This window comes from Burkholderia arboris, assembly GCF_902499125.1.
Lineage (GTDB): Bacteria > Pseudomonadota > Gammaproteobacteria > Burkholderiales > Burkholderiaceae > Burkholderia > Burkholderia arboris.
In genome coordinates this window covers 68,363-92,587 of the sequence record NZ_CABVPX010000034.1, presented here as the reverse complement: position 1 = coordinate 92,587, position 24,225 = coordinate 68,363, and the positions used below count along the sequence as shown (strand labels likewise).

Here is a 24,225-nt window from a genome sequence, read left to right as displayed (position 1 = left end):
GGTCCGCGCCGCGTCAGCCGCGCCGGCGCCGCGCGCAACGGCGGTTTCCGCGAACCCGGCTGCGGCGGCTTCCGCGGCCCAGCCCGCGACGCCGCCCGGCCAGCAGGATCCCGAGACGATCCGCCGCGCGGCCCTCGCATTCCTGCAGCAGCAGATCGCCGGCCTGCCCGGCAAGACCACCGCGACGGTCACGACCGCGTTTCCGCGCGGGCTCGTCGCGTGCACGACACTCGAGCCGTTCCTGCCGACCGGCGCGCGCCTGTGGGGCCGCACGACGGTCGGCGTGCGCTGCGCGGGCGAGCGGCCGTGGACCGTCTACCTGCAGGCGAAGGTCGCCGTGCAGGCCACCTACTACATCGCCGCGCGCCAGATCGCGCCCGGCGAGCCGCTCTCCGCGGCCGACCTGGTTGCCCGCGACGGCGACCTGACGGTCATGCCGCTCGCGGTGATCACCGATCCGGCGCAGGCGATCGGCTCGACCGCGCTCGCGCGCATCTCGGCCGGGCTGCCGCTGCGGCAGGACATGCTGAAGAGCGCGGCGTCGGTCTCGGCCGGCCAGACGGTGCGGGTCGTCGCGGCCGGGCCCGGTTTCACGATTTCAGCCGAGGGCAGCGTGCTCGCGAATGCGGCGCCGGGCCAGTCGGTAAGGGTGCGGATGGCGGCGGGCCAGATCGTCACGGCGATCGTCAAGGACGCCGGAACCGTGGAAATTCCGCTGTAGGGACGGATCACGCCGCAAGAATGTAAAGAATTGTTTATTCGGAGCATTTCGGGCTCGCGATGCTAAAGTTCGGGCCGACCCGGCCGTTATCTGGGTCAAACCGTACAGGAAACCCATCGTGAAGATCGATTCCACTCCGAACCCGAGCCCCCTTGCGCCGACCGGCAACGGCGCGACCCGTGCGCAATCCGGCACGGCCCAGTCGTCCGCACCGGCGGCCGACGCAGGATCGACCGGCGGCGACACGACCGTGAACCTGTCGGGTCTGTCCGGCCAGCTGCGTTCGATATCCGCGTCGGGCAACGCCGATATCGACACGGGCCTGGTCCAGTCGATCAAGGATGCGCTGAACAACGGCACGCTGACGATCGACGCGAACAAGATTGCCGACGGCGTATTGAACACCGCCCGCGAGTTGCTGCAGCAACAGCGCCCGCAGGGTAACTAAGCCGGCCTCGCGGCCGGTTCCACCGGTTTGCCGGCGCGCGCCACCGCGTGCACCGGCGCGACGAGCATGACGCGATGAGAGAAGAGCTGCTGGCCACGGTCAACGACGAACATGCGACGATCGAAGCGTTCGCGTCCCTGCTCGTCTACGAGGAAAAGGCGCTGACGACGGCCGAGCCGCTCGAGATGCTGCCCGGGATCGTCGAAAAGAAGAGCGAACTGATCGACCGGCTCGCGCAGCTCGAACGCACGCGCGACACGCAGCTCTCCGCGCTCGGTTTTCCGGCCGGCAAGAAAGGCATGGACCAGGCTGCCGAGCGCGATGCGCGCCTCGCCGGCCGCTGGCAACTGCTGCAACAGGCCGCCGAACGCGCGCGCCAGGCCAACGCGAACAACGGGATGCTGATCCGGATCCGGATGGACTACAACGAGCGCGCGCTCGCGGTACTGCGCTCGGCGCCCGCACCGGCCGGCGTCTACGGTCCGGACGGGCGCGTCTCGGCGCTGACGCGCTGACCGGCCGGCTCCGCCGCCACCGCACCAACCGCCTCCCGCCGCCGTCCGCGGCATTTCAGGTTTCGACAGACCGGGCCCGAGCCCGGCACTCACGGTCCCTTCCGATACACGGCCGCGCAGCCGCGCCGCCGTCCCGTCACAACAATCAGAAGAGGGCCGCATGTCTTGTTTCCGCATTCCGTTGTCATCCCGTGTCGTTGCCGTTTCCGCCGTCGCGGCGCTCGGCGCCGCACTGACGCTCCCCGCCGCCCATGCCGCCGGCTCCGCGCCGCTGCCCACGCCGACGGGCAACATGTCGTTGTCGCCGGCCGGCCCCGACGTCGCGCCGCCGGCCGCTTCGCGCGCGCCTGGCGCGTCACTGCGCGCAGCGCGACGCGGGTCCGACACCTACACGTACCTGCGCTGCTGGTACCGGATCGACGCGGATCCGCTGAAGCCCGCCGCGAACTACGAATGGGCGCGCGACCCCGCCGGCGGCGACTGGTATCGCGTGCCCGGCTACTGGTGGGCCGACGGCGTCACGCAGTGGAAGAACATGTTCTACAGCACGACGTCGCAGGACACGCTCGCCGACGTGTGCCGCACGACGCTGGCGGCGAAAGGCATCCAGTCCGGCCTCACGCAGGCGGTCGCGGCCAACAACGCGCTGTCGTTCAACTACACGGTATGGACCATCGATGCCGCGCAGCAGGACGCGCGCGTCAACAAGCTGATCGTGTTCGGCGACAGCCTGTCCGACACCCAGAACATGTTCAACGCGAGCCAGTGGAAGCTGCCGAACGGCACGAGCTGGCATGCGGGGCGCTTCAGCAACGGCCCGGTGTGGGCCGAATATCTCGCGAACGCGCTGCGGCTGCCGTTCTACAACTGGGCGATCGGCGGTGCGGCAACCGACCAGCACCTCGTCGTGCCGGGCCTCGTGCAGCAGATCGACTCGTGGCGCGAATACATGGAGCGCGCACCGGACTACCGGCCGGCCAACACGCTGTTCGCGGTGTTCGCGGGCGGCAACGATCTCGTGAACTACGGGCGCTCGCCCGAGCAGGCGGCGAATGCGGTGCGCGACAGCCTCGAACGGCTCGCCGCGGCCGGCGCGACGCGGATCATGCTCGTCACGCTGCCCGACGTGTCGCGCGCGCCGGTGTTCGCGACCCGCGCCGACACGGCGAGCGTCGCCGCGCAGGTCAAGGACTACAACCGGCGCCTCGCCGACGCGGCCGCCGCGCTGCGCGCCCGCTACGGCGCGACGCTGCGGCTCGAGGTGTTCGACGCGTATGCGCTGTTCGACGACCTGCTGAGCCATCCTGCGACATTCGGCTTCGACGACGCGAAGCGCTCGTGCCTCGACATTCCGAAACCGTCGTCGCTCACCTACATGGCCGCACAGACGCCGCGTGCGGACTGTCGCGATCCGGCGCGCTTCGTGTTCTGGGACACGCTGCACCCGACGACGCGTACGCACGCGTGGCTCGCCGAGCAGATCGCGCCGTTCGTGCGCGCGCGCCTGCTGAACTGATCGACGCGGGCGGCTGCGCTTACAACAGCGGACACGCGGTGACCTGCGTGCCGCGCTCCACGCACAGCCGCTCGTAGTCGCGCAGGTACGCGCGCTCGCCATCGTCGAGCAGGTCGAGATCGATCAGGTCCCAGTCGTAGCCGACCGTCACGATGTTCTCGAACGTCACGGTGTCCGGCTGCGCGTCGTCCGGCCGGACGATCACGATGTTCTCGATCCGCACACCGCCCTTGCCCGCCAGGTAGATGCCCGGTTCGACCGAAATCACCGCATTCGGCACCAGCCCGTACTGCGCGCCCGGCGCGAACCGCACGCCGCCCTCGTGGACGTGAATCCCGACGCCGTGCCCGGTGCCGTGGCCGAAATCGTGGCCGTGGTCGCGGCACACCTGCCGCACGAGCGCATCGACGTCGCCGCCCTTCGCGGTGGCCGGAAAGCGCGTGACGAGCCCCTTGATGCAGGCCTTCAGCGCGACGGTGTAGATCTCGCGCTGCCACGGCTGCGCGACCGTCTCCGGATGCGTCCGGCGCAGCACGACGCGCGTGCAGTCCGTCGCGAAACCGGCTTCGTAGTACGCGCCGCTGTCGAGCAGCACGAGTTCGCCTTCGGTCAGCTCGACGCTGGCGCTCGCCGCCGTGTAATGCGCGAAGGCGCTGTTCGCGCCGTTCGCCGCGATCGACGGGAACGTCAGCGCGACGGCCGAGCGCGCGCCATACGCGTCGTTGATCGTACGCGCGAGGTCGTATTCGGTGTGGCGCGCGCCCGGCTCGCCGGCCTTCGCCCAGCGCATCGTTTCGGCGATCGCCGCGGAGCTGCGCGCAAACGCGTCGCGAAACCGGTCGAGCACCGCCGGCGTCTTGCTCGCCCGCATCGCCTCGACCGGGTTGAAATCGGCATGCCGCGCGTGCGGCCACACACGCCGCACCGCGTCGACGAGCGCGCAGTTCACCGATTCGAAGCCGTAGCACACGTGCTCGACCGCGAACGGCGCGAGAAAGCGCTCGAGCGCCGCCACATCGCGCCGGATCACGTGCAGCGCCGGATACGAATCAAGCGCGACCTCGCAGCGGTCGCAGCCTTCCGGCAGGAACAGCGCCACCTGCCCGCCGACCGCGAATAGGAAGCCGAGGTGCGACGACGCATTCGGGATGTGATAGCCGCGGCTGTTCAGCAGGTACGCGAGATCGTCCGATGCGCACGAGAAGAACGCGGTCTTGCCGTCGGCCGCGCCGGTATGCGCGGCGAGCCGGCGGTTCAGCGTGTCGAGGTTCTGGGCGACGCTCAGGCCGGTCATTGCTTCCGGCACCTCGAAGATCGGCCGTTCGACGATCCAGCCCGGCAGCGCGATCGCGCGGTCGATCTCGCGACCGGCGAGGCTCGTCCAGTCGAGCGATGCGGCCTGCGTCTGCGCGAACAGCCGGTCGCGCTGCCCGACGCTGATCCGCAGCGCGTCGTAGCCGACTCGCGCGAGCCGGCTCGCATGCGCGACCAGCCAGTCGGCCATCGCCTGCCAGATCGTCACGTTCATCCCGAGCTTCTCGATACGCACGCGCGCCGGATCGCACTGCTGCTCGGCCTGCAGGTGATAGCGGCCATCGACGAACAGCACGAACGGCGGCAGGTCCAGCGCCTGCGCGGTCGCCGCGCTCAGGAAGATCCCGCAGCCCGCCGAGCCGTCGAAGCCGGACACCGCGTAGCGCGGGTTGTTGCTGCGCGGCAGGTACTCGGTCACGTACTCGTCCTGCGACGTGACGACCACCGCGTCGAGCCGCGCAACGTCGAGCAGGCGCGACAGGCCGGCTTGCGTGTCGGCGACGGACGCGTCGTACGGGGGAAGGCCGGAGAAGCTGTATTTCAGTCGATCGATCATCGGATGCCCGTTATTCGTTGTAGTCGGCGGCTGGCGGCGTGTCGTGGCATGGCGCATGCCTGAAACGACACGCCGACGCGGCGCGGATGACGCCCGGCCCGGCGCGCGGCCGGGCTGCGGTGCCGTTCCGGCGGCAGGCCTTTGGGGGATTTTTGTCTCACTTAACTTTGTTTGATGCGCGACAGAATCTAGAGCACGCGGAAATTGAGGTCAAGCTGAAATTTTCGTAGGACTAAAATCGGCGTGATGCCTGCGCATCCGGGCACAACGTGAATTCGCCCGGCGGCACCGCGCGGTACAATGCGCGCGCCTCGTCGTCCCGGCGGCTGCACCGCCCTTCCGCCCGCGTCCCGACTCGTTGCCACGAAAGAGATTCATGGATTCAGACATCATGCGTATCGGCCAGCGCATTCGCCGCCTGCGCCGGGAAGCGAAGAAGACGCTGCTGGAAGTCGCGACCGAAGCGAAACTGTCGGTCGGGTTCCTGTCGCAGGTCGAGCGCCATCTCACGGGCATCTCGCTGTCGTCGCTCGTCAACGTCGCGAAGGCGCTGGGCGTGCCGCTCGGCGCGCTGATCGACCAGCCGCGCCAGGCGCAGCCCGATTCGCATGAAGGCAGCCGCGAGCCGTACGCGCTCGACGCCACGTCGCAGTGGTACGAGCGGCTCTCCACCACGTTCGACGGCAGTCAGATCAACGCGCTGAAGGTGCAGATGATGGAAGGCTACCGCTCGGAATGGGTGGCGCACGGCGGCGACGAATTCGTCTACGTGCTGGCCGGCCGCATCTGCTACACGGTCGGCAAGAAGGATTACCCGCTGACGCCCGGCGACTCGCTGCACTTCGACGCGCGCAAGCGGCATCGCGTGGCCAACGTCGGCGACGGGCCGGCCGAGCTGATCGCGGTCAGCACGCTGCCGCTGTTCGACGACAGTTGCGCAAAATTCTTGTCCGCGACGACGGAAATCCGGCAGTCGAAGCCCGGCGAGCCGCGTGTGAGCCGCCGCGCGCCGCTGCCCAAACAGGGCGATCGCGACGCGGATGCGGCACGGCCGGCCAAAGCCGGCGCGGCGGAAAAGAAGGCGTCGGCAAAGCCGCGCGCCGCCGCCGGCAAACGCCCGGCCGCCGCCACCCCGTCACGCAAGAAGAAGTCGTAACGGCTGGCGGGCGCGCACGCCGCGCGCCCGTCCCGCGCCTATTCGCCGATCGCAAGCGCCTGCGCGACAGCCTGGATCCGCGCGCGATGCACGGCCTCCTTGATCTTCTCGGTATCGTTGCCGATGCCGCGCGCGATCGCGCCGGCGTCGACGCTGCGCGCGGCCGCGAGCGCGACGCGCAGCCGCTCGGCCTGCGGATACGGCTGCGCGTCGAGCCCGAGCCGCCCGCGCGCATCCGATTCGCATGCCTGCAGCAGCTCGGCGAAACGCGCCGGCTTGCGCAGCGCGTCGCTGCGCTCGAACAGCCGCACCAGCGCGGCCGCGCCCATCTCCATCACGCGATGCAGGTTGCCGTGCTCGCGCGCGACCACCAGCGCGAGATCGCGGCATTCGTTCGGCACCCGCAGCCGCTCGCACAACGGCTTGAGCAGGTCGACGCTGCGCCCCTCGTGACCGACGTGGCGCGGCAGCACGTCGGCGGGCGTCGTCGCCTTGCCGAGATCGTGCGTGAGCGCCGCGAAGCGCACCGCCAGCGAATAGCCCTGCTTCGCCGCATAGTCGACGACCATCATCACGTGCACGCCGGTATCGACTTCCGGGTGGTAATCGGCGCGCTGCGGCACGCCCCACAGCGCGTCGACCTCGGGCAGGATGCGCGCGAGCGCGCCGCATTCGCGCAGCACCGCGAACATCCGCGACGGCTTCGCCTCCATCAGCCCGCGCGCGATTTCCTGCCACACGCGCTCGGGCACGAGCGCGTCGACTTCGCCCGCATCGGCCATCCGCCGCATCAGCGCGAGCGTTTCGTCCGCCACCGTGAAATCCGCGAACCGTGCGGCGAAACGCGCAATGCGCAGGATCCGCACCGGATCCTCGACGAACGCGTCGCTGACGTGCCGGAACACGCGCGCGCGCAGGTCGGCCTGCCCGTCGAACGGATCGATCACGGGCCCGACCAGCGCGCCTTCCGGGCTCACCTCGCGCGCCATCGCGTTGACCGTCAGGTCGCGCCGCGCGAGATCCTCGTCGAGCGTCACGTCCGGCGCGTAATGGAACTGGAACCCGTGATAGCCAGCCGCCGTCTTGCGCTCGGTGCGCGCCAGCGCGTACTCCTCCTGCGTCTGCGGATGCAGGAACACCGGGAAATCCTTGCCGACCGGCCGGAAGCCCTGCGCGGCCATCTGCTCGGGCGTCGCGCCGACCACCACGTAGTCGCGGTCCTGCACGGGCACGCCGAGCAATTCGTCGCGGATCGCGCCGCCTACTGCGTAGATATTCATGGCGTCGGCTCGTATTCGGCGATCACGTTCGTTTCGCGGCGCGCGGCGTCGATCCAGCGCTGCACGGCCGGCAGTGCCGTCACGCGTGCCGCATAGCCGGCCGCGTCCGGTGACAGGCCCGGCGCGTACGTGTTGAAGCGCATGACGACAGGCGCGTACATCGCATCGGCGATCCCGAATTCGCCGAACAGGAACGGCCCGCCCGACGCCTCGAGGCACGCGCTCCACAGCGCATCGATGCGCGCGACATCGGCGAGCGCGTCCGGCGTCGCGCCGCGCCCCGGCATCGACGCGCGCACGTTCATGCCCATCTGCGTACGCAGCGCCGCGAAGCCCGAATGCATCTCGGCCGACACGCAGCGGGCATGCGCGCGCTCGAGCGGATCGGCCGGCCACATCGGGAACTGCGGATAGCGCTCGGCGAGCGTCTCGGCGATCGCGAGCGAATCCCAGATCGCGATGCCGTGGTCGTCGATCAGGCACGGCACCTTGCCGGTCGGCGAGTATTCGCGGATACGCGCGGCCGTATCGTCGCGGCGCAGCTCGACCGCGATCTCGTCGAACGGGATGCCGAAATGCGCGAGCAGCAGCCACGGCCGCATCGACCACGACGAGTAATTCTTGTCACCAATGACGAGTTTCATGACGGGGTTCCGGACAACGCGAAAAGGAAAGGGAAAGGGGCCGGACGGCGGCGCTCCGCGCGGGCGCTAGCGGCGCGAGCGGAACCAGTCGAACCGCGAGCGCTTCGTGGCTTCGCCGAGATACGCGGGTGCAATGCTTTCGAGACTCGCGGGCGAGATCCCGAGTTCCGGCGCGAGCGGCCCCGACAGCACGTTCGGCACCGACAACGTCGCGAGATTGTCGCGCGTGAGCACGGGCTCGCCCGGCAGGCATTCGAACACGCTCGCCTGCAGCCGCGCGAGCGCGTCGGGCAGCCGCACGATGCGTGCCTGCCGGCCGACCAGCGTGCCGCAATAGCGCACCAGCTGCTCGAGCGTATAGACGGTCGGGCCGCCGAGTTCGTAGGTCTTGCCGTGCGCGGCCGCGAGATCGAGCGTGTTCACGAACGCGCGTACGACGTCGCCGACGAACACCGGCTGGAAGCGCGCATCGGGCATCGCGAGCGGCAGCACGGGCACCGTACGCTGCAGGTTCGCGAACGTGTTGAGGAACGCGTCGCCGGGGCCGAACACGACCGACGGGCGGAAGATCGTCAGCGCGAGCGAATCGGTCGCCGCGATCGCATGCAGCGCGGCCTCGCCGTCGCCCTTCGAGCGCTGGTACATGCTCGGGCCGTGCGAATCGGCGCCGAGCGCGCTCATGTGCAGCAGGCGCCGCACACCAACCTCGGTGCAGGCGCTCGCCAGCGCGGCCGGCAGCGCGACATGCGCGCGCTCGAAGCCGGGCCCGTACGGCGTACCGCGGCCGCCGTGCAGCACGCCGACCAGGTTGATCGCCGCCTGCGCGCCGGCGACGAAGCGCGCGAGCGTGCGCGTGTCGAGGGCGTCGAGTTCGACGATCTCGACCGGCAGCATCTGCAGGTGGCGCGCGTGGTCGCGCCGGCGCGTGGCGATCCGGACCTGCTTGCCGGCGTCGATCAGCGCATTGACGAGCCGGCTGCCGATGAAGCCGGTGCCGCCCAGCAGCGCGACGGTCTGGCGATCCATGTTCGGGACCTCAAAAGAACACTGCCGCGTCTCGCGCGGCAGTGTGAAGATTGCGTATCAGGGCGAGATCATGCCTAGGCGTTTCTTCAACGACTGCGGCTTGCCCTCGAAGAGCGCCGCGTAGTAGACGGTGTTCGACAGCACGTTCTTCACGTAGTCGCGCGTCTCGTTGAACGGAATCGTCTCCGCGAAGATCGCGCCTTCGACGGGCTGCGTCAACACCTGGCGCCACTGGCGCGGCCGGCCGGGGCCCGCGTTGTAGCCGGCGGTGGCGAGCACGGGCGAGCTGTCGAAGTTGTTGTAGATGTCCGCCAGATACCAGGTGCCGAGCTGGATGTTGGTATCGATGTCGTGCATCTGCGCGCGCGTGATCGTGCCCATGCCGAGCTTCTTCGCGACCATCTGGGCCGTTGCCGGCATCAGCTGCATCAGGCCGCCCGCGCCCACCGACGAACGCGCGCTGATGATGAAGCGCGATTCCTGGCGGATCAGCCCGTACGCCCATTCGACATCGAGGCCCGTCGATTGCGCATAGCGCTCGACGATATTGCGGTACGGCGACGGATAGCGCAGCGTGAAGTCGTGCTCGGCCTTCGTGCGGTCGGCCGTGTTGACCGTGCGGTCGAGCAGCTCGACGCGCTTGCCGTATTCGGCAGCCGCGAGCAGCTGGCGATCGGTCATGCCGCGCAGCGGCCAGTTCCATTCGCGGTTGCCTTCGAGGCGCAGGTTCAGCCCGTAGAAGCGCTGCGCGAGCGCGAAGCCCGGAATCTTGCCCATCGCGTCGATCTCGGCGTCGCTCACCTTCGTGCGCGGCGGGATCGACGTGCGCTGGCCAAGCTCTTCACCGGCAAGCTGCCCGTAGAAGTTGAACTGGCCGGCGACCTGCTCGAATTCCTGGTTCGCCTGCAGCGTGTCGCCGCTCTGCTTGAGCGCGCGCGCATGCCAGTAGATCCAGGCCGGATCGTTGCGCAGCGACGGCGGCATCTGCTCGATCGACCAGCGCACCATCGGCCAGTTGCCGGCGAGCAGCGCGGCGCGCGTGCGCCATTCGTAGCCCGGGTTCGACAGCGGCGCATTCGCGGATTTCGCGTACCAGACCGATGCGAGCGGCGAGCGCTTGATCGCGCCCTGGTAGCCGATCGCACCCCACGCGATCGCCTGTTCCGGCTTGGTCAGCGCAGGCGCGACCGTCGTCAGCATGCCGGCGGCTGCATCCGGATCGTTGCGCGCCATGCGGCCGAGCGCGATCAGCGCGAGCTGGTGCGACGTCGCGTCGGCGCCGACGCCGCGCGCGAGGTACAGCGGCGGCGCGCTCGTCGCCTGGTCGAAGCCGACCGGGCGCGGGCCGAGCGCGTCGACGATCTTGCCGCCGAGCGTCGTGTAGTTCTGCTCGTACGCAAGGCGTGCCTGCTGCCACACGTCGTCGCTCGTGAACTGCTGGTTGACGGTCAACGCGGTGATCAGGTCGACGCATGCGTCGCCGTAGTTCTTCGGCTCGACGAGCAACGCTCGCGCCGCATCGCCGACGTTCTCGCCACGCGCCGCGCGCGATTCGAGCGCATAGCACTTGACCTGCGTGTCGTCGTCGAGCACGAAGCGCTTGTACTGGTCGTCGAAGTTGCGCCAGTCGTGGCGCGCGCCGAGCACGAGCAGGTAGTCGTTGCGCAGGCGGTCGGCGATCGCCTGGCCGTCGTAGCGCTGCAGGAACGACTGCACGGGCGCGTCCGGCGCATCGACGCGCGCACGGCCCGTCGAATCGAACAGCTGCGGCTTGATCTGGAAATACTCGACGTAGGACGGGACCGGATAATTCGGGATCATCGACGCAAGCTGCGCGGCTTTCGCGGCGTCGTTGCGGCGTGCGGCTTCGCGAAGCTGCACGAAGATCTGGTCATCCCCGGCGACCGTGTCGTCGCCCGGCGCGGCGCACGCGGCCGTACCCGCGACGAGCGCGGCGGCCGAAAGCGTCAGCGCGACCGCGCGATATACTCGGAAAAGGCTGTTCGACATCGTTTTGAATGGAGCACGAATTGAGCGAAAGCATAGCACGCAACCCTGTGCCGAACCCGAAGGTTGCGCTGCGCAAAACGCTGTCCGGCGCCCGTCGCGACGCCGCGTCGCAGCCCGCCGCGAACGCCGCGCTCGATGCGCGGCTGCGCGCGCTGCTCGACCGTCTGGCGCCGCGCACGGTCGGGTTCTACTGGCCGCTGCCGGGGGAATTCGATGCGCGCGATGCGGTGCTCGCGTGGTGCGCGGCGGGTGCCGGCCGGCACGCCGCGTTGCCGGTGATCGGCGAGCGTCACACGCCGCTCGCGTTCCATGCCTGGGACGCACACACGCCGATGCGCGAAGGTCATCACCGGATTCCGGAACCGGCGTCGGGAATCGTCGTCGTGCCCGACCTGTTGCTGATTCCCTGCGTGGGATTCGATCTGCAGCGCTACCGGCTCGGCTACGGCGGCGGCTACTACGACCGCACGCTCGCCGTGTGGCCGGGCGATGCGCTGCCCGTGACGGTCGGCATCGCGTATGACGCGTGCCGCGTCGATGCGCTGCCGGCCGAAGCGCACGATCTCGCGCTGCGCTGGATCGTGACCGACGCCGCGCTCTACCCGGCCGCCGGATGACGCGGCGCGGCGCGCCACGGTCGTCGCCGCTCGCCCGTCAGCGCCTGGCCGCGCGCAATGATTTCCGCAATCGTTTACAGCGACGCCGCCGCGCGTGCAGCCGTGTCGTAGAGGCCCGATGCGTGGCGCAGCAACTGCGCCGCGTCGCCGATCTGCTCGTTGGTGAGGCCGCTGTCCTTCAACGTCTCGATCAGGCAGTGCTCGCGCACCTCGCGGTACTTCAGGCACAGGTCGCGGCCCGCGTCGGTCGCGAAAAAGAACACTTCCTTGCCGTTCTTCTCGCTCTTCACATAGCCGCGGGCGATCAGTTTTTTCAGCGCATAGGTCGCGACGTGCGTATCCTCGATATTGAGCACGAAGCAGATGTCGGCGAGCTTCTTCTTGCGTTCGCGATGGCTGACGTGATGCAGCAGCGATACCTCGACCGCCGTCATGTCCTTCGCGCCGGCCGCCGACATGCAGCGCACCATCCAGCGGTTGAATGCGTTGCCCGCCATGATGAGCCCGTATTCGAGCTCCGACAGCTCCGCGCTCGAATCGGAAACGAGGTGTTCGGATGACACGATCTTGGTCGCAGGACGCTTCATGGAAAGGCGGCGCAAGCCGGGTGACAGGGTGTGCCGAGTGTACGCCAGAAGCCCCGGCATACACGCTAGGCGAAAACGCTTATTGGGAAGTTGTCGATATTTTATTGACAATGTGCGCTAACATTGCCGTCCGAACCGTGCCAGTCCGATGACGCAACCCCGCATTTATCCGCTCGGCGATGCCGCCCTCGTCTGCGAGGTGCCGCCGCCCGCCACGCTCGATTGCCAGCGCCGCGTCTGGGCCGTTGCCGAGGCCGCGCGCGCGTGGCCCGACGTGATCGACGTCGTCCCCGGCATGAACAACCTCACCATCGTGTTCGACGCCCTCGCCACGACCGCCGAATCGCTCACGCCCGCGCTGCGCGACGCGTGGGAGACGGCCGACGTCGAGCACGCGGACGGCCGCGAGGTCGAGATCCCGGTCGAATACGGCGGTGCCGCCGGCCCCGACCTGGCAGCCGTTGCCGCGCATACGGGCCTGCCGGCCGACGAGGTCGTCGCGCGCCATGCGGCCGGCGAATACGTCGTGTTCTTCGTCGGTTTCCAGCCGGGCTTCGCGTATCTGGGCGGCCTCGCCCCATCGCTGCACACGCCGCGCCGCGCGGCGCCGCGCCTCGAGGTGCCGGCCGGCTCGGTCGGCATCGGCGGCGCGCAGACGGGCATCTACCCGGCCACGTCGCCGGGCGGCTGGCAGCTGATCGGCCGCACGTCTCGCGTGCTGTTCGATCCGGCGCGGCCGCAGCCGACGCTGCTGCTGCCCGGCGACCGCGTGCGCTTCACCATTGCCGGAGTCGACGCACGATGACCCAGAGCAACGCACCGGGCACCATCGAGGTGGTGCGGGCCGGCCCGCTGTCTACCGTGCAGGATCTCGGGCGCCGCGGCGCGCGCCATCTCGGCGTCGCGCAAGGCGGCGCGCTCGACGGGCTCGCGCTCGAGGTCGGCAACCGGCTCGTCGGCAACCGCCCCGACGCGGCAGCCGTCGAGATCACGATCGGCCCCGCCACGTTCCGCTTCACGCGCGCGACGCGCATCGCGATCACCGGCACCGAATTCGGCGCGACGCTCGACGGCCGGCGCGTGTATTCGTGGTGGAGCCTGCCGGTCGAGGCCGGACAGACGCTCGTGCTGCCGGCCGCGAAACGCGGGATGCGCGGCTACCTGTGCATCGCGGGCGGCATCGACGTGCTGCCGATGCTCGGCTCGCGCAGTACCGATCTCGCATCGCGCTTCGGTGGCCTCGCCGGCCGCACGTTGCGCGACGGCGACCGGCTCCCGGTCGGCGTGCCGCCGTCCGGCGCCGGCTGCCTCGCGGCCGATGCGCCCGAATTCGGCGTGAAGGCGCCCGCGTGGTGCGCATTCGTGCGCGTCGACGAGCCGCCGCGCCGCCACCGCCCCGCGCATGCGCCATGGGCGATGCCGGTGCGGGTGCTGCCGGGCCCCGACTACGCATCGTTCGCGGCCGATTCGCAGCAGGCGTTCTGGGACGAGGAATGGCTCGTCACCGCGAACAGCAACCGGATGGGCTATCGCCTCGCCGGCGCCGAGCTCGTGCGCGAGCAGCCGGTCGAGCTGCTGTCGCACGCGGTGCTGCCCGGCACGATCCAGGTGCCGCCCAACGGCCAGCCGATCGTGCTGATGCACGACGCGCAGACCACCGGCGGCTACCCGAAGATCGGCACGGTGATCCGCGCCGATCTGTGGAAACTCGCACAGGCGCGGCTCAACCTGCCGATCCGCTTCGTGCGCACGACACCCGACGCCGCGCGCGCCGCCCTCGCCGCAGAACGTGCCTATCTGCGGCAGATCGACGTTGCGATCGACATGCGAGAAGAAGCGCGCCGCCGCGCCCAATCGCGCGCAGCGTGACAATGGCCGAAGCAGTAACGAAAGACGCGCCACGCAACCAGTGGACGAGGAACATCATGGAAATCGATCTGAATGCCGATCTCGGCGAAGGATGCGGATCTGACGAGGCGCTGCTCGACCTCGTCACGTCGGCGAACATCGCGTGCGGCTGGCATGCAGGCGGCGCGAATGCGATGCGCGACTGCGTGCGCTGGGCCGTACAGAAAGGCGTGTCGATCGGCGCGCACCCAAGCTTTCACGATCCGGAAAATTTCGGCCGCAAGGAAATGCAGCTGCCGGCCGGCGACATCTACGCGGGCGTGCTGTACCAGCTCGGCGCGCTGTCGGCGATCGCGCAGGCCGAAGGCGGGCGCATCGCGCACGTGAAGCCGCACGGCGCGCTGTACAACCAGGCCGCGCGCGACCCGATGATCGCCGATGCGGTGGTGTCCGCGATCCACGACTTCGATCCGTCGCTCGCGGTGTTCGGGCTCGCGAACAGCGTGTTCGTCGCGGCCGCGCGGCACGCGGGGCTCGCCGCGGTGGAGGAAGTGTTCGCCGATCGCGGCTACCGCGCGGACGGCTCGCTCGTGCCGCGCAGCCAGCCCGGCGCATTGATCGACGATGAAGACGCGGTGCTCGCGCGCACGCTCGACATGGTGCGCAACCGGCAGGTGCGCGCGCTGAGCGGCGAATGGGTGCCGCTCAATGCGCAGACCGTCTGCCTGCACGGCGACGGCCCGCATGCCCTCGCGTTCGCGAAGCGGATTCGCGCGGCGCTCGAGGCGGCCGGCGTCGACGTCGTCGCGCCCGGCGCGCTGCAGGCCGACGAAGGCGCGTGACGCGAATTCATCCCGCGCGACACTCGTTGCGCATATCGGCCGCACAAAAGAAAAAAGCGCCCTCGTGGCGCTTTTCCGTTGGCGCAATCGCTGCGGCTTCGCCGTCTGTCGATTCGCCCCCCGAAACCGTCTTTCGACGGTGACCGGAAAAATCTTCCGGATTAAAAAACGTCCGCCGCCGCCCGATCACTGCATTCCCCGGTCAGACGACGGAACGTCGCTTATCTGCAAGTCGGCCTGCATGCATGTGTTATCCGACGATGATTGGCCCCGCCGTGCATGCAGACTCTCCGCGGCCGGCACGTGCTTCACGTGCCGGCGACGCTCACCCCGCGCTTTATTTCTGCTACCCCGTAGAACTTATCTATTCTTTTCATTTTTTCAACTTGTGGGGTGAAGAATAGAGATTGGCAGAACGGGATGTCAATCGTTTTAAACGCTATTTTCCGACAATTCAAGGGTTTTCCTTATCGATTTGCACCGTCGATCAAGTGCCTCACGCAGGGTGCGCGATGTCAATCAAACAGGGGAAGATCAGTGCGAGCCGCCGGGCGCGATCAGTTCGCGTCGACCCGGTACCCTTGCTGGCGCAACAATTCGAGCACGCCGCGCGGGCCGCCCAGATGCAGCGCGCCGATCGCGACGAACAGCGGCCGGTTCGGGGCGGCGATTGCGGTCATTCGTGCAACGAAGCGCCGGTTGCGCTCGTACACGATCTTGTTGTCGATCGACGCCGACAACGCCTTCGAACGCGCGAGCCGCTCGCTCTTCGCAACGGCCCACGCCGAGATCGCATCGGCGTCGCCAATTCGCCACAGACGGTGCAGCGCCTTGATGTCGTCGGCATTCTGCGCGGGGGTCTGCACCATGTCCTGCGCGAGCATCTCGCGCTGCTCGGCCAGCGTCAGCCCGGTGAACGCGCGCATCTGTTCGGCGAGCGTCTCGAGCCCGATCACGCGGCCGCCCTTCTTCTTCAGGAACACGTTCTGCAGTTGCGCTTCGGTGCCGTACTCGGTCTGCAGGCCGGCCGACAACGAATCGTAAGTCTCGACGACGAGCGCCGCGAGCCACGGCCGCATCTTGCGGATCTCGGCGAGCGCGGCCGGGTTGCCGCGCAGGCGCGCCGCGAGCCGCTGCCACAGCGGTTCGGGCAGCAGCCGCTGCAGGCACGGGTAGCGGCACACGCCGTACTTCGATACATCGTCCTGCGATTCGAGCAGGTCGTCCGGCGACAGCTCGAGCGCGAGCGTCGGCGACGCGGCGAGCGCCGCGAGGATGCGCGGCCGGAACGGCTGCGCGCTCGGGTAATCGGACGGATCGCCCGTGTGCAGCGTGCCGAGCACGTACAGCGTGACGTTGCCTTTGGTCGCGACGTAGAACGGCATGCGCGCGGGCTGCACGCGCACGGTGCCGCGCGACACGGTGCCGTCCGTTACGGACGGCGCGTGGAAGCCCGGCAGGCTCATGCCGGGCGGCGGGACTTGCGACGGATGGATCGGTGAAGTGGCCGGCGCGCGCCCTTCGGCGCGCGCGGATTCGACGGGAACCACGAGGCTGGCTGCCACGCACGCGCCGGCCAGCGCCGCGCCCGTGACGGTACGCACGCTCCAGCGCCGCGCGTAGCGGTACGCGCGCATCACGCGCGCCCCGCTGGCCCCCGCACGACGCGCGCCGGACACGCGCGCCGCCAACGCTTCAGGCATTCGCCTCCCCTACCTCCTCGGCGCGATGGCATGCCACCTGCCGGCCATCGACCTCGCGCAGCTGCGGCTCCTCCGCGCGGCACCGCTCGACCGCGTACGGGCAGCGCTGGTGGAACGCGCAGCCCGACGGCGGATTGAGCGGCGACGGCAGTTCGCCCTGCAGCTTGATCTGCACGCGGCGGTCTTCCTCGAAGATCGCCGGCGTCGCCGACATCAGCGCGCGCGTGTACGGATGGCGCGGCCGCGCGTAGATGGTCGCCTTGTCGCCGAGCTCGGCGACGCTGCCGAAGTACATCACCATCACGTCGTCCGCGACGTGCTCGACCACCGACAGGTTGTGCGAGATGAACACGTAGCTCGTCTTGAACTGCTCCTGCAGATCCATGAACAGGTTCAGGATCTGCGCCTGGATCGACACGTCGAGCGCGGACACCGGCTCGTCGGCGACGACGATGCGCGGATCGAGGATCATCGCGCGCGCGATCGCGACCCGCTGGCGCTGGCCGCCCGAGAACATGTGCGGATAGCGCTTCGCGTGCTCGGGCCGCAGGCCGACCGTGCGCATGATCTGCGCGATGCGCTGCGCGCGCTCGGCAGCCGTCAGGTTCGCGTTGATCTCGAGCGGCTCGGCGAGCGTCTGCTCGACGGTCTTGCGCGGGTTCAGCGACGCGAACGGGTTCTGGAACACCATCTGCACGCGGCGGCGCAGGTCGGCGACCGTCTCGCGGCTCGCGCCGGCCACGTTCTTGCCGTCGATCGTCAGGCTGCCCGACGTGGGCGTCTCGATCATCGTGAGCTGGCGCGCGAGCGTCGATTTCCCGCAGCCCGACTCGCCGACGACGGCGAGCGTCTTGCCGCGCTTCAGCGAGAACGACACGCCGTTCAGCGCCTTCACGGTGCCCTGGCCGAACATCCCGCGCTTCACCGAATAGTGCTTCGCGAGGCCGTCGGCCACCAGGACGGCTTCATCGTCGTGCGACGCGCGAGGCGTTTGATTGACTGCATTCATCGTGCGCCTCCCGTCAGGTCGAGGTTGGAAACATTGAGCGGCTTGATGCAGCGTGCGCGCATCGCATCGTTGCCGGACACCAGCGTGTCGAGCGCCGGCCGCGCCTTGCTGCAATCGTCGACGACGTACTTGCAGCGCGGCGCGAACAGGCACCCGGACGGGCGATCATCGCGGCCCGGCACCATGCCGGGCAATGCGGCAAGGCGACGCGCCCCCTTATTGTGCTCGGGAATCGCCGCGAGCAGCGCTTCGGTGTACGGATGATGCGGCGCACGGAAGATATCGGGCACGCTGTTGGTCTCGATGATCTCGCCCGCGTACATCACCGCGACGCGCTGCGCGACCTCCGACACCACGGCCAGGTCGTGCGAGATCAGCACGAGCGCCATCCCGCGTTCCTTCTGCAGCTTCACGAGCAGATCCATGATCTGCGCCTGGATCGTCACGTCGAGCGCGGTGGTCGGCTCGTCGGCGATCAGCAGCTTCGGGTTGCATGCGACGGCCATCGCGATCATCACGCGCTGGTTCATCCCGCCCGACATCTGGTGCGGGAACGACGTGATGCGGTTCTTCGCATCGGGAATGCCGACCTGGTCGAGCAGTTCGAGCGCGCGCCGGTTCAGCGCGTCGCCGCGCAGGCCTTCGTGCAGCTTCAACACCTCCTTGATCTGGTAGCCGACCGTGTAGCTCGGGTTCAGGCTCGTCAGCGCGTCCTGGAACACCATCGCGATGTCCTTGCCGACGATCTTGCGGCGCGCCTTCGGCGACGCCTTCAGCAGGTCGACGCCGTTGAACGTGACCTCGTCGGCCGTCACCTTGCCCGGCGCATCGATCAGGCCCATCAGCGCCATCATCGTCACGCTCTTGCCCGAGCCCGATTCGCCGACGACACCGACCACCTCGCCCGGCGCGATCGACATGTTGATCCGGTCGACAGCGGGCAGGCCGTTGAAGTTCACCGCGAGATTGCGGATGGTCAGAAGATTGCTCATGGTCATGCCATCCGTTTCAGTTTGGGATCGAGCGCGTCACGCAGCCCGTCGCCGAGCAGGTTGATCGCGAGCACCGAAATCAGGATCGACAGGCCCGGCATCGTCACGATCCACCACGCGTTGTCGATGTAGTCGCGCGCGGAAGCCAGCATCGCGCCCCACTCGGCGGTCGGCGGTTGCACGCCGAGGCCGAGGAAGCCGAGCGCGGCCGCGTCGAGGATCGCCGACGAGAAGCCGAGCGTTGCCTGCACGATCAGCGGCGCCGTGCAGTTGGGCAGCACCTGCGAGAACATCAGGCGCAGCGTGCCGGCACCGGCCACGCGCGACGCCGTCACGTATTCCTTCTGCAGCTCGCCGAGCGCCGACGCGCGCGTCAAGCGCACATAGGCCGGCAGCGCGACGATCGCGATCGCGAACATCGTGTTGGTGAGGCCCGGGCCGATGATCGCGACGACCGCGACCGCGAGCAGCAGCGACGGCAGCGCGAGCAGCACGTCCATGATGCGCATCACGGGCGTGTCGGCCCACTTCTGGAAGAACGCGGCGACGAGCCCGAGCACGATGCCGGGGATCAGCGCGAGCACGACCGACACGAAGCCGATCCAGAACGACATCCGCGCGCCGAACATCAGCCGCGAAAGAATGTCGCGGCCCGCTTCGTCGGTGCCGAGGATGAACTTCCAGTTGCCGCCGTCGAGCCAGGCGGGCGGGATCTTCACGAAGTCGCGGTATTGCTCGACCGGGCTGTGCGGCGCGAGCAGCGGCGCGAGCAGCGCGACGAAGATCAGCGCGAGCACGACGATGCCGGCGCCGACGGCGCCGCGGTTGCGCGAGAAGTTGGCCCAGAACTCGCGCAGCGCGAGCGCACGGCCGCCGGCCGGCGCGGATTCGGTCGGCAGGGTGTTTTGCAGATTGCTCATGGGATTACCTCGTGTGGCGGATGCGCGGATTCAGCACGCCGTACAGCAGGTCGACGACCAGGTTCACGACGATCACGAGCGTCGCGATCAACAGGATGCCGCCCTGGACGACCGGATAGTCGCGGCGGCCGATCGCATCGATCAGCCACTTGCCGACACCGGGCCACGAAAAGAGCGTCTCGGTCAGCACGGCGCCCGCGAGCAGCGTGCCGATCTGCAGGCCGATCACGGTGACGACCGGGATCAGCGCGTTGCGCAGCGCATGCACGACGACCACGCGCACGGGCGACAGCCCCTTCGCGCGTGCGGTGCGGATGTAGTCCTCGCGCAGCACTTCGAGCATCGACGAGCGCGTCATCCGCGCGATCACCGCGAGCGGGATCGTGCCGAGCACGATCGCGGGCAGGATCAGGTGGCTGACCGCCGACTTGAACGAGCCTTCGTCCGGCGCGAGCAGCGCGTCGATCAGCATGAAGCCCGTCGGGTGCGGGAAGTCGTATTCGACGGCGATGCGCCCCGACACGGGCGTCCAGCCGAGGTACGACGAAAACACCATGATGAGGATCAGCCCCCACCAGAAGATCGGCATCGAGTAGCCGGTGAGCGCGGTGCCCATCACGCCGTGGTCGACGACCGAGCCGCGCCGCAGCGCGGCGATCACGCCGGCCGGCAGCCCGACCGCGAGCGCGAACACGAGCGCGCACAGCGACAGCTCGACGGTCGCCGGGAAGCGCGCGAAGAATTCGCCCGCGACGCTCGTGTTGGTGATGATCGACGTGCCGAGATCGCCGTGCAGCGCACGGCCGATGTAGTGGAGGTACTGCATGGGCAGCGGCTGGTCGAGCCCGAGGCGTTTCATCGCCTCTGCATGCATCGCGGGATCGACGCCGCGCTCGCCCATCATCACTTCGATGGGGTCGCCCGGTATCAGGTGAATCAGCGCAAACGCCAGGATGGTGATGCCGATGAAGGTCGGGATCACCATGCCCACGCGGCGCAACACGAATCTGAACATGATGCGTCTCGTATTTTCTTGTGGGAAATGTGCGACCGGCGACGGGAAGCTTTTGGCCTCCCGCCGCCGGATGAGTTAGCCGGTCTTCGCGACAGCTTACGACAGGCGTGTTACTTCACGCTAACACCGTCGAAGCGGGCATAGCCGAGCGGTTCGATACGCATGTCGACCACGTTCTTGCGCGTCGGCTGGTAGACCGTCGAGTTCGCGACCGGCGAGAACGGCAGCTGTTGCGCGAAGATCTGCTGGGCCTGCATGTAGAGCTTCGTCCGCGCGTCCTGGCCCGTCGTCGTGCGGCCCTTCTGGACCAGCTCGTCGAACGGCTTGTAGCACCAGTGCGAGAAGTTGTTGCCCTTGATCGCTTCGCAGCCGAGCAGCGTGCCGAGCCAGTTGTCCGGATCGCCGTTGTCGCCGGTCCAGCCGATCAGCATCGTGTCCTGCTCGCCCGAGTGCGCGCGCTTGATGTACTCGCCCCACTCGTACGTGACGATCTTCGCCTTCACGCCGATCTTCGCCCAGTCGGCCTGGATCATCTCGGCCATCAGGCGGGCGTTCGGGTTGTACGCGCGCTGCACGGGCATCGCCCACAGCGTGATCTCGAAGCCGTTCGCATAGCCGGCCTTCGCGAGCAGCGCCTTCGCCTTCGCGGTGTCGTAGGCGGCCATCTTCAGGTTCTTGTCGTACGACCATTGGGTCGGCGGCATCGGCGCGGTCGCAGCCTGGCCGGCGCCCTGGTAGACGGACTCGAGGATCGCCTTCTTGTTGATCGCCATGTCGAGCGCCTGACGCACTTCGAGCTTGTCGACCGGCTTGTGCTCGACGTTGTACGCGAGGTAGCCGAGGTTGAAGCCGGCCTGCGACGGCATGTCGACGCCCGAGTCGGCCTTCAGCGTCGCGATGTCGGCCGGACGCGGATAGCTCATCACCTGGCATTCGTTGCGCTTGATCTTCTGCACGCGCACGCCCGGATCCGGCGTGATCGAGAAGATCAGCTTCGACAGCTTCACTTCGCCCTTCTTCCAGTAATCAGGATTGCCGTCGAAACGGATCGTCGCGTCCTTCGTGTAGCTGCGGAAGATGAACGGGCCCGTGCCGACCGGCTTCTGGTTGATGTCGGCGGCCTTGCCGGCCTTCATCAGCTGGTCGCCGTATTCGGCCGACAGGATCGACGCGAATTCCATCGCCATGTTCTGGATGAACGGCGCGTTCGGCTCGGCCAGCGTGAACTTCACGGTGTACGGATCGACCTTCTCGACCTTCGTGATCAGCTTGTCGAGGCCCATGTCGGTGAAGTACGGGAACGACACCGGGTATGCCTTGCGGAACGCCTGGTTCGGGTCGAGCATGCGCTGGAACGTGAACAGCACGTCGTCCGCGTTGAATTCACGCGTCGGCTTGAAGAAGTCGGTCGTGTGGAACTTCACGCCGTGGCGCAGGTGGAACGTGTACACCTTGCCGTCGGGCGACACGTCCCACTTCTCGGCGAGGCCCGGCTCGACCTTCGTGCCGCCGCGCTCGAATTCGACGAGACGGTTGTAGACGGTGAATGTGGCGGCGGTGAAATCGACGCCAGTCGTAAATTGCGCGGAATCAAAACCCGCCGGGCTGCCTTCTGAGCAGTAGACGAGCGTTTTGTTCGGGATCTGTGCGAATGCAGAGCCCGCGACGCCGAGCGATGCCGCTGCCACGCCTGCAATGGCGGTAACACGCAGGGTGTGCAACAGACGGTTGTATTCCATGTTTCCTCCAGGTCTCCAGATCGGAACCGATCCCCGCCAGGGGCCGGCGTACGCGGATATTACTTGAGCTAACGATGTGGCAACAAGCTGGAGAAAAAACTCTTCTAGATGTCCCGCGCGGGTTTTTGCCGATGTTTAGTGTGGGTAAAAAATGCGACAACGCGCGCGAGCGACAATTTCGTTCATCTCGCGCAAGTTTCGTTCGACGACTAAACAATTCGGGCGCGAACGCAACGGTTCGACGCACCGTTTTCCCGTGTTCTGCAGCACATCATTGCGTTTTGCGAAACGATCCGACGATCGTCTTCAAATCGTCATGTCGTCACGCCGGCGCATCGAGGTCGGCACTGCGCGCGGGCACGAACGCGACCGCGACGATCGACAGCGCGATCCCCGCCATCACGTAGTAGGTCGGCGCGAGCGGCGTGCCCGTGACCTTGATCAGCCACGTGACGATGAACTGCCCGAAGCCGCCGAACAGCATCACCGCGACGTTGTACGCGATCGACAGCCCGGTCGAGCGCACGTTGGCCGGGAACAGCTCGGCGATCATCGCGCCGAACGGCCCGTAGTAGCCCGCGAGCGTCACCGACAGCACGGCCTGCACCGCGATCAGCCGTCCGATGCTCGGCGCCGCGTCGAGCCACGCGAACAGCGGATACATCAGCGCGAGCGTCAGCACCAGCGACCACAGCGACAGCCCCTTGCGGCCGATGCGGTCCGACCATGCGCCCGCGACCGGCGACAGCACCATCAGCAGCAGGTTGCCGACGATCACCGCGTAGAACGATTCCGCGTACGGCAGCTTCAGCTGTTTCACCGCGAAGGTCGGCAGATAGCTGATCAGCACGTAGATCGTCACCGTCAGCGCGATCACCGAGCCAAGCCCGCACAGCACCTCGCGCGGGTGGCGCGTGAACACTTCGCCGAGCGTCGCACGGCGCGCGCTTTGCTGCGCATGCAGGAACGCCTCGGAATCGGCGAGATGGCGGCGGATGTAGAAGCCGATCGGGCCGATCACGAGCCCGAGGATGAACGGCACGCGCCAGCCCCAGCTGCGCAGCGCGTCGTGCGACAGCCCGCGCGTGATGGCCGCGCCGACGAGCGCGCCGATCAGCAGCGCGGCCGCCTGGCTCGCCATCTGCCAGCTGCCGTAGAAGCCGCGTTTCGAGAACGGCGCGGCTTCGATCAGCAGCGCCGTCGCGCTGCCGAATTCGCCGCCCGCGGAGAAGCCCTGCAGCAGCCGGCCGAGCACGATCAGGATCGGGCCTCCGATGCCGATCGCCGCATAGGGCGGCGCGATCGCGAGCAGGAAGATGCCGGCCGTCATCAGCAGGATCACGAGCGACAGCGCGGCCTTGCGGCCCGCGCGGTCCGCATACAGCCCGAACACGATGCCGCCGATCGGGCGCATGAAGAACGCGACGCCGAACGTCGCGGTGGTCAGGAGCAGCGACGAGTATTCGCTGGTGGTCGGGAAAAACAGCTCGGCGATCACGACCGTCATGAAGCCGAACACCGTGAAGTCGTACCACTCGAGCGCGTTGCCGATCACGGCGGCCGCCACCGCGCGCCGGTTCAGCGCACGCTCGGGCCGGACCGTTTTCGTTGAATTCGCAATCGTCGCCATGCGTGCCTCGTCCTCGTGAATTCACCGTGTCGGGCGGCGCGGCGCGCGGGTGGGCCGCGGCGCGCAGGTTTGCAGCGAGTGTAGAAAGCGACGGAACCGTTTTCAAGCAATAAAAAACGCCCGCCATCTTTCGACGG

The 24,225-nt window shown here is 68.2% G+C and carries 22 protein-coding genes; 9 read left to right on the top strand and 13 right to left on the bottom strand.

Annotation, left to right across the window (positions count from 1 at the left end; genetic code table 11):
• The 4 genes from flgA to BLA15945_RS31005 form a co-directional block, all read left to right on the top strand.
• Positions 1-721, top strand: a 721-nt coding sequence (gene flgA, locus BLA15945_RS31020; RefSeq protein ID WP_174994171.1) for a flagellar basal body P-ring formation chaperone FlgA, incomplete at its 5' end; no start/stop codon positions are given.
• Positions 722-839: 118 nt separating this feature from the next.
• Entirely contained in the window at positions 840-1,169 is a 330-nt protein-coding gene (gene flgM / locus BLA15945_RS31015) for a flagellar biosynthesis anti-sigma factor FlgM (protein WP_059232978.1), read from the top strand.
• A gap of 74 nt (positions 1,170-1,243) precedes the next feature.
• Complete coding sequence (locus BLA15945_RS31010; RefSeq protein WP_059236580.1) at positions 1,244-1,684, top strand: flagella synthesis protein FlgN; 441 nt, start codon at positions 1,244-1,246, stop codon at positions 1,682-1,684.
• A 160-nt stretch (positions 1,685-1,844) separates the two neighbouring features.
• Entirely contained in the window at positions 1,845-3,200 is a 1,356-nt protein-coding gene (locus tag BLA15945_RS31005) for an SGNH/GDSL hydrolase family protein (protein ID WP_174994170.1), read from the top strand.
• 19 nt (positions 3,201-3,219) lie between these two features.
• Here BLA15945_RS31005 and BLA15945_RS31000 read toward each other — a convergent pair whose 3' ends face one another.
• The gene (locus BLA15945_RS31000; protein ID WP_059232976.1) at positions 3,220-5,070 is read right to left on the bottom strand and encodes a M24 family metallopeptidase; all 1,851 of its coding nucleotides are present in this window, start codon (positions 5,068-5,070) and stop codon (positions 3,220-3,222) included.
• A 376-nt stretch (positions 5,071-5,446) separates the two neighbouring features.
• Here BLA15945_RS31000 and BLA15945_RS30995 point away from each other — a divergent pair, with 376 nt between their 5' ends.
• On the top strand, positions 5,447-6,226 hold the full coding sequence (locus tag BLA15945_RS30995; protein ID WP_174994169.1) for a helix-turn-helix domain-containing protein: 780 nt from the start codon (positions 5,447-5,449) through the stop codon (positions 6,224-6,226).
• Between the two features lie 38 nt (positions 6,227-6,264).
• On the opposite strand, the gene BLA15945_RS30990 is transcribed toward BLA15945_RS30995, so the two are convergent.
• The 4 genes from BLA15945_RS30990 to BLA15945_RS30975 form a co-directional block, all read right to left on the bottom strand.
• Positions 6,265-7,506 carry a multifunctional CCA addition/repair protein gene (locus BLA15945_RS30990; protein WP_059232974.1) on the bottom strand — a complete coding sequence of 414 codons (1,242 nt, stop codon included), beginning with the start codon at positions 7,504-7,506 and terminating at the stop codon, positions 6,265-6,267.
• Positions 7,503-8,150 carry a glutathione S-transferase family protein gene (locus BLA15945_RS30985; RefSeq protein ID WP_059232973.1) on the bottom strand — a complete coding sequence of 216 codons (648 nt, stop codon included), beginning with the start codon at positions 8,148-8,150 and terminating at the stop codon, positions 7,503-7,505. Before BLA15945_RS30985 ends, BLA15945_RS30990 begins: the two co-directional genes overlap by 4 nt.
• A 66-nt stretch (positions 8,151-8,216) precedes the next feature.
• Positions 8,217-9,176 (bottom strand): complex I NDUFA9 subunit family protein, encoded by a 960-nt coding sequence (locus BLA15945_RS30980; protein WP_174994168.1) that lies wholly within the window; start codon positions 9,174-9,176, stop codon positions 8,217-8,219.
• A 57-nt stretch (positions 9,177-9,233) separates the two neighbouring features.
• Positions 9,234-11,186 (bottom strand): lytic transglycosylase domain-containing protein, encoded by a 1,953-nt coding sequence (locus BLA15945_RS30975; RefSeq protein WP_059232971.1) that lies wholly within the window; start codon positions 11,184-11,186, stop codon positions 9,234-9,236.
• A gap of 8 nt (positions 11,187-11,194) precedes the next feature.
• On the opposite strand from BLA15945_RS30975, the gene BLA15945_RS30970 reads away from it, so the two are divergent.
• On the top strand, positions 11,195-11,803 hold the full coding sequence (locus BLA15945_RS30970) for a 5-formyltetrahydrofolate cyclo-ligase (protein WP_059232970.1): 609 nt from the start codon (positions 11,195-11,197) through the stop codon (positions 11,801-11,803).
• Between the two features lie 74 nt (positions 11,804-11,877).
• On the opposite strand, the gene BLA15945_RS30965 is transcribed toward BLA15945_RS30970, so the two are convergent.
• The gene (locus tag BLA15945_RS30965) at positions 11,878-12,390 is read right to left on the bottom strand and encodes a winged helix DNA-binding protein (RefSeq protein ID WP_006483173.1); all 513 of its coding nucleotides are present in this window, start codon (positions 12,388-12,390) and stop codon (positions 11,878-11,880) included.
• A gap of 148 nt (positions 12,391-12,538) precedes the next feature.
• Between BLA15945_RS30965 and pxpB the strand changes: the two genes are divergently transcribed.
• The 3 genes from pxpB to pxpA are packed head-to-tail and all read left to right on the top strand — an operon-like array spanning position 12,539 to position 15,080.
• A complete protein-coding gene (pxpB, locus tag BLA15945_RS30960) occupies positions 12,539-13,195 on the top strand; it encodes a 5-oxoprolinase subunit PxpB (protein WP_059232969.1) in 657 nt (218 codons plus the stop codon).
• Positions 13,192-14,259 carry a 5-oxoprolinase subunit C family protein gene (locus tag BLA15945_RS30955; protein ID WP_174994167.1) on the top strand — a complete coding sequence of 356 codons (1,068 nt, stop codon included), beginning with the start codon at positions 13,192-13,194 and terminating at the stop codon, positions 14,257-14,259. The genes pxpB and BLA15945_RS30955 overlap by 4 nt, the downstream gene beginning before the upstream one ends.
• Before the next feature lie 56 nt (positions 14,260-14,315).
• A complete protein-coding gene (pxpA, locus tag BLA15945_RS30950) occupies positions 14,316-15,080 on the top strand; it encodes a 5-oxoprolinase subunit PxpA (RefSeq protein ID WP_034190296.1) in 765 nt (254 codons plus the stop codon).
• A 557-nt stretch (positions 15,081-15,637) separates the two neighbouring features.
• Here pxpA and BLA15945_RS30945 read toward each other — a convergent pair.
• The 7 genes from BLA15945_RS30945 to BLA15945_RS30915 form a co-directional block, all read right to left on the bottom strand.
• Positions 15,638-16,783, bottom strand: coding sequence for a TraB/GumN family protein (locus BLA15945_RS30945; RefSeq protein ID WP_174994166.1), 1,146 nt, complete (start codon positions 16,781-16,783; stop codon positions 15,638-15,640).
• The gene (locus BLA15945_RS30940) at positions 16,776-17,792 is read right to left on the bottom strand and encodes a peptide ABC transporter ATP-binding protein (RefSeq protein WP_059232966.1); all 1,017 of its coding nucleotides are present in this window, start codon (positions 17,790-17,792) and stop codon (positions 16,776-16,778) included. Before BLA15945_RS30940 ends, BLA15945_RS30945 begins: the two co-directional genes overlap by 8 nt.
• Positions 17,789-18,784 (bottom strand): ABC transporter ATP-binding protein, encoded by a 996-nt coding sequence (locus BLA15945_RS30935; RefSeq protein WP_174994165.1) that lies wholly within the window; start codon positions 18,782-18,784, stop codon positions 17,789-17,791. The genes BLA15945_RS30940 and BLA15945_RS30935 overlap by 4 nt, the downstream gene beginning before the upstream one ends.
• Before the next feature lie 2 nt (positions 18,785-18,786).
• Positions 18,787-19,704 (bottom strand): ABC transporter permease subunit, encoded by a 918-nt coding sequence (locus tag BLA15945_RS30930; RefSeq protein WP_059232964.1) that lies wholly within the window; start codon positions 19,702-19,704, stop codon positions 18,787-18,789.
• 4 nt (positions 19,705-19,708) lie between these two features.
• A complete protein-coding gene (locus tag BLA15945_RS30925; protein WP_059232963.1) occupies positions 19,709-20,719 on the bottom strand; it encodes an ABC transporter permease subunit in 1,011 nt (336 codons plus the stop codon).
• Positions 20,720-20,829: 110 nt separating this feature from the next.
• Positions 20,830-22,458, bottom strand: a complete 1,629-nt coding sequence (locus BLA15945_RS30920) for an ABC transporter substrate-binding protein (RefSeq protein ID WP_059232962.1) — start codon at positions 22,456-22,458, stop codon at positions 20,830-20,832.
• A gap of 322 nt (positions 22,459-22,780) precedes the next feature.
• On the bottom strand, positions 22,781-24,088 hold the full coding sequence (locus BLA15945_RS30915; protein ID WP_059232961.1) for an MFS transporter: 1,308 nt from the start codon (positions 24,086-24,088) through the stop codon (positions 22,781-22,783).
• Positions 24,089-24,225: the final 137 nt, after the last annotated feature.

Excerpts from the sequence above, each read along its gene's own strand:
- BLA15945_RS31010 (WP_059236580.1), top strand. The coding sequence starts at position 1,244 with ATGAGAGAAGAGCTGCTGGCCACGGTCAACGACGAACATGCGACGATC.
- BLA15945_RS31005 (WP_174994170.1), top strand. The coding sequence starts at position 1,845 with ATGTCTTGTTTCCGCATTCCGTTGTCATCCCGTGTCGTTGCCGTTTCC.
- BLA15945_RS31000 (WP_059232976.1), bottom strand. The coding sequence starts at position 5,070 with ATGATCGATCGACTGAAATACAGCTTCTCCGGCCTTCCCCCGTACGAC.
- BLA15945_RS30995 (WP_174994169.1), top strand. The coding sequence starts at position 5,447 with ATGGATTCAGACATCATGCGTATCGGCCAGCGCATTCGCCGCCTGCGC.
- BLA15945_RS30990 (WP_059232974.1), bottom strand. The coding sequence starts at position 7,506 with ATGAATATCTACGCAGTAGGCGGCGCGATCCGCGACGAATTGCTCGGC.
- BLA15945_RS30985 (WP_059232973.1), bottom strand. The coding sequence starts at position 8,150 with ATGAAACTCGTCATTGGTGACAAGAATTACTCGTCGTGGTCGATGCGG.
- BLA15945_RS30980 (WP_174994168.1), bottom strand. The coding sequence starts at position 9,176 with ATGGATCGCCAGACCGTCGCGCTGCTGGGCGGCACCGGCTTCATCGGC.
- BLA15945_RS30975 (WP_059232971.1), bottom strand. The coding sequence starts at position 11,186 with ATGTCGAACAGCCTTTTCCGAGTATATCGCGCGGTCGCGCTGACGCTT.
- BLA15945_RS30970 (WP_059232970.1), top strand. The coding sequence starts at position 11,195 with ATGGAGCACGAATTGAGCGAAAGCATAGCACGCAACCCTGTGCCGAAC.
- BLA15945_RS30965 (WP_006483173.1), bottom strand. The coding sequence starts at position 12,390 with ATGAAGCGTCCTGCGACCAAGATCGTGTCATCCGAACACCTCGTTTCC.
- pxpB (WP_059232969.1), top strand. The coding sequence starts at position 12,539 with ATGACGCAACCCCGCATTTATCCGCTCGGCGATGCCGCCCTCGTCTGC.
- BLA15945_RS30955 (WP_174994167.1), top strand. The coding sequence starts at position 13,192 with ATGACCCAGAGCAACGCACCGGGCACCATCGAGGTGGTGCGGGCCGGC.
- pxpA (WP_034190296.1), top strand. The coding sequence starts at position 14,316 with ATGGAAATCGATCTGAATGCCGATCTCGGCGAAGGATGCGGATCTGAC.
- BLA15945_RS30945 (WP_174994166.1), bottom strand. The coding sequence starts at position 16,783 with ATGCCTGAAGCGTTGGCGGCGCGCGTGTCCGGCGCGCGTCGTGCGGGG.
- BLA15945_RS30940 (WP_059232966.1), bottom strand. The coding sequence starts at position 17,792 with ATGAATGCAGTCAATCAAACGCCTCGCGCGTCGCACGACGATGAAGCC.
- BLA15945_RS30935 (WP_174994165.1), bottom strand. The coding sequence starts at position 18,784 with ATGAGCAATCTTCTGACCATCCGCAATCTCGCGGTGAACTTCAACGGC.
- BLA15945_RS30930 (WP_059232964.1), bottom strand. The coding sequence starts at position 19,704 with ATGAGCAATCTGCAAAACACCCTGCCGACCGAATCCGCGCCGGCCGGC.
- BLA15945_RS30925 (WP_059232963.1), bottom strand. The coding sequence starts at position 20,719 with ATGTTCAGATTCGTGTTGCGCCGCGTGGGCATGGTGATCCCGACCTTC.
- BLA15945_RS30920 (WP_059232962.1), bottom strand. The coding sequence starts at position 22,458 with ATGGAATACAACCGTCTGTTGCACACCCTGCGTGTTACCGCCATTGCA.
- BLA15945_RS30915 (WP_059232961.1), bottom strand. The coding sequence starts at position 24,088 with ATGGCGACGATTGCGAATTCAACGAAAACGGTCCGGCCCGAGCGTGCG.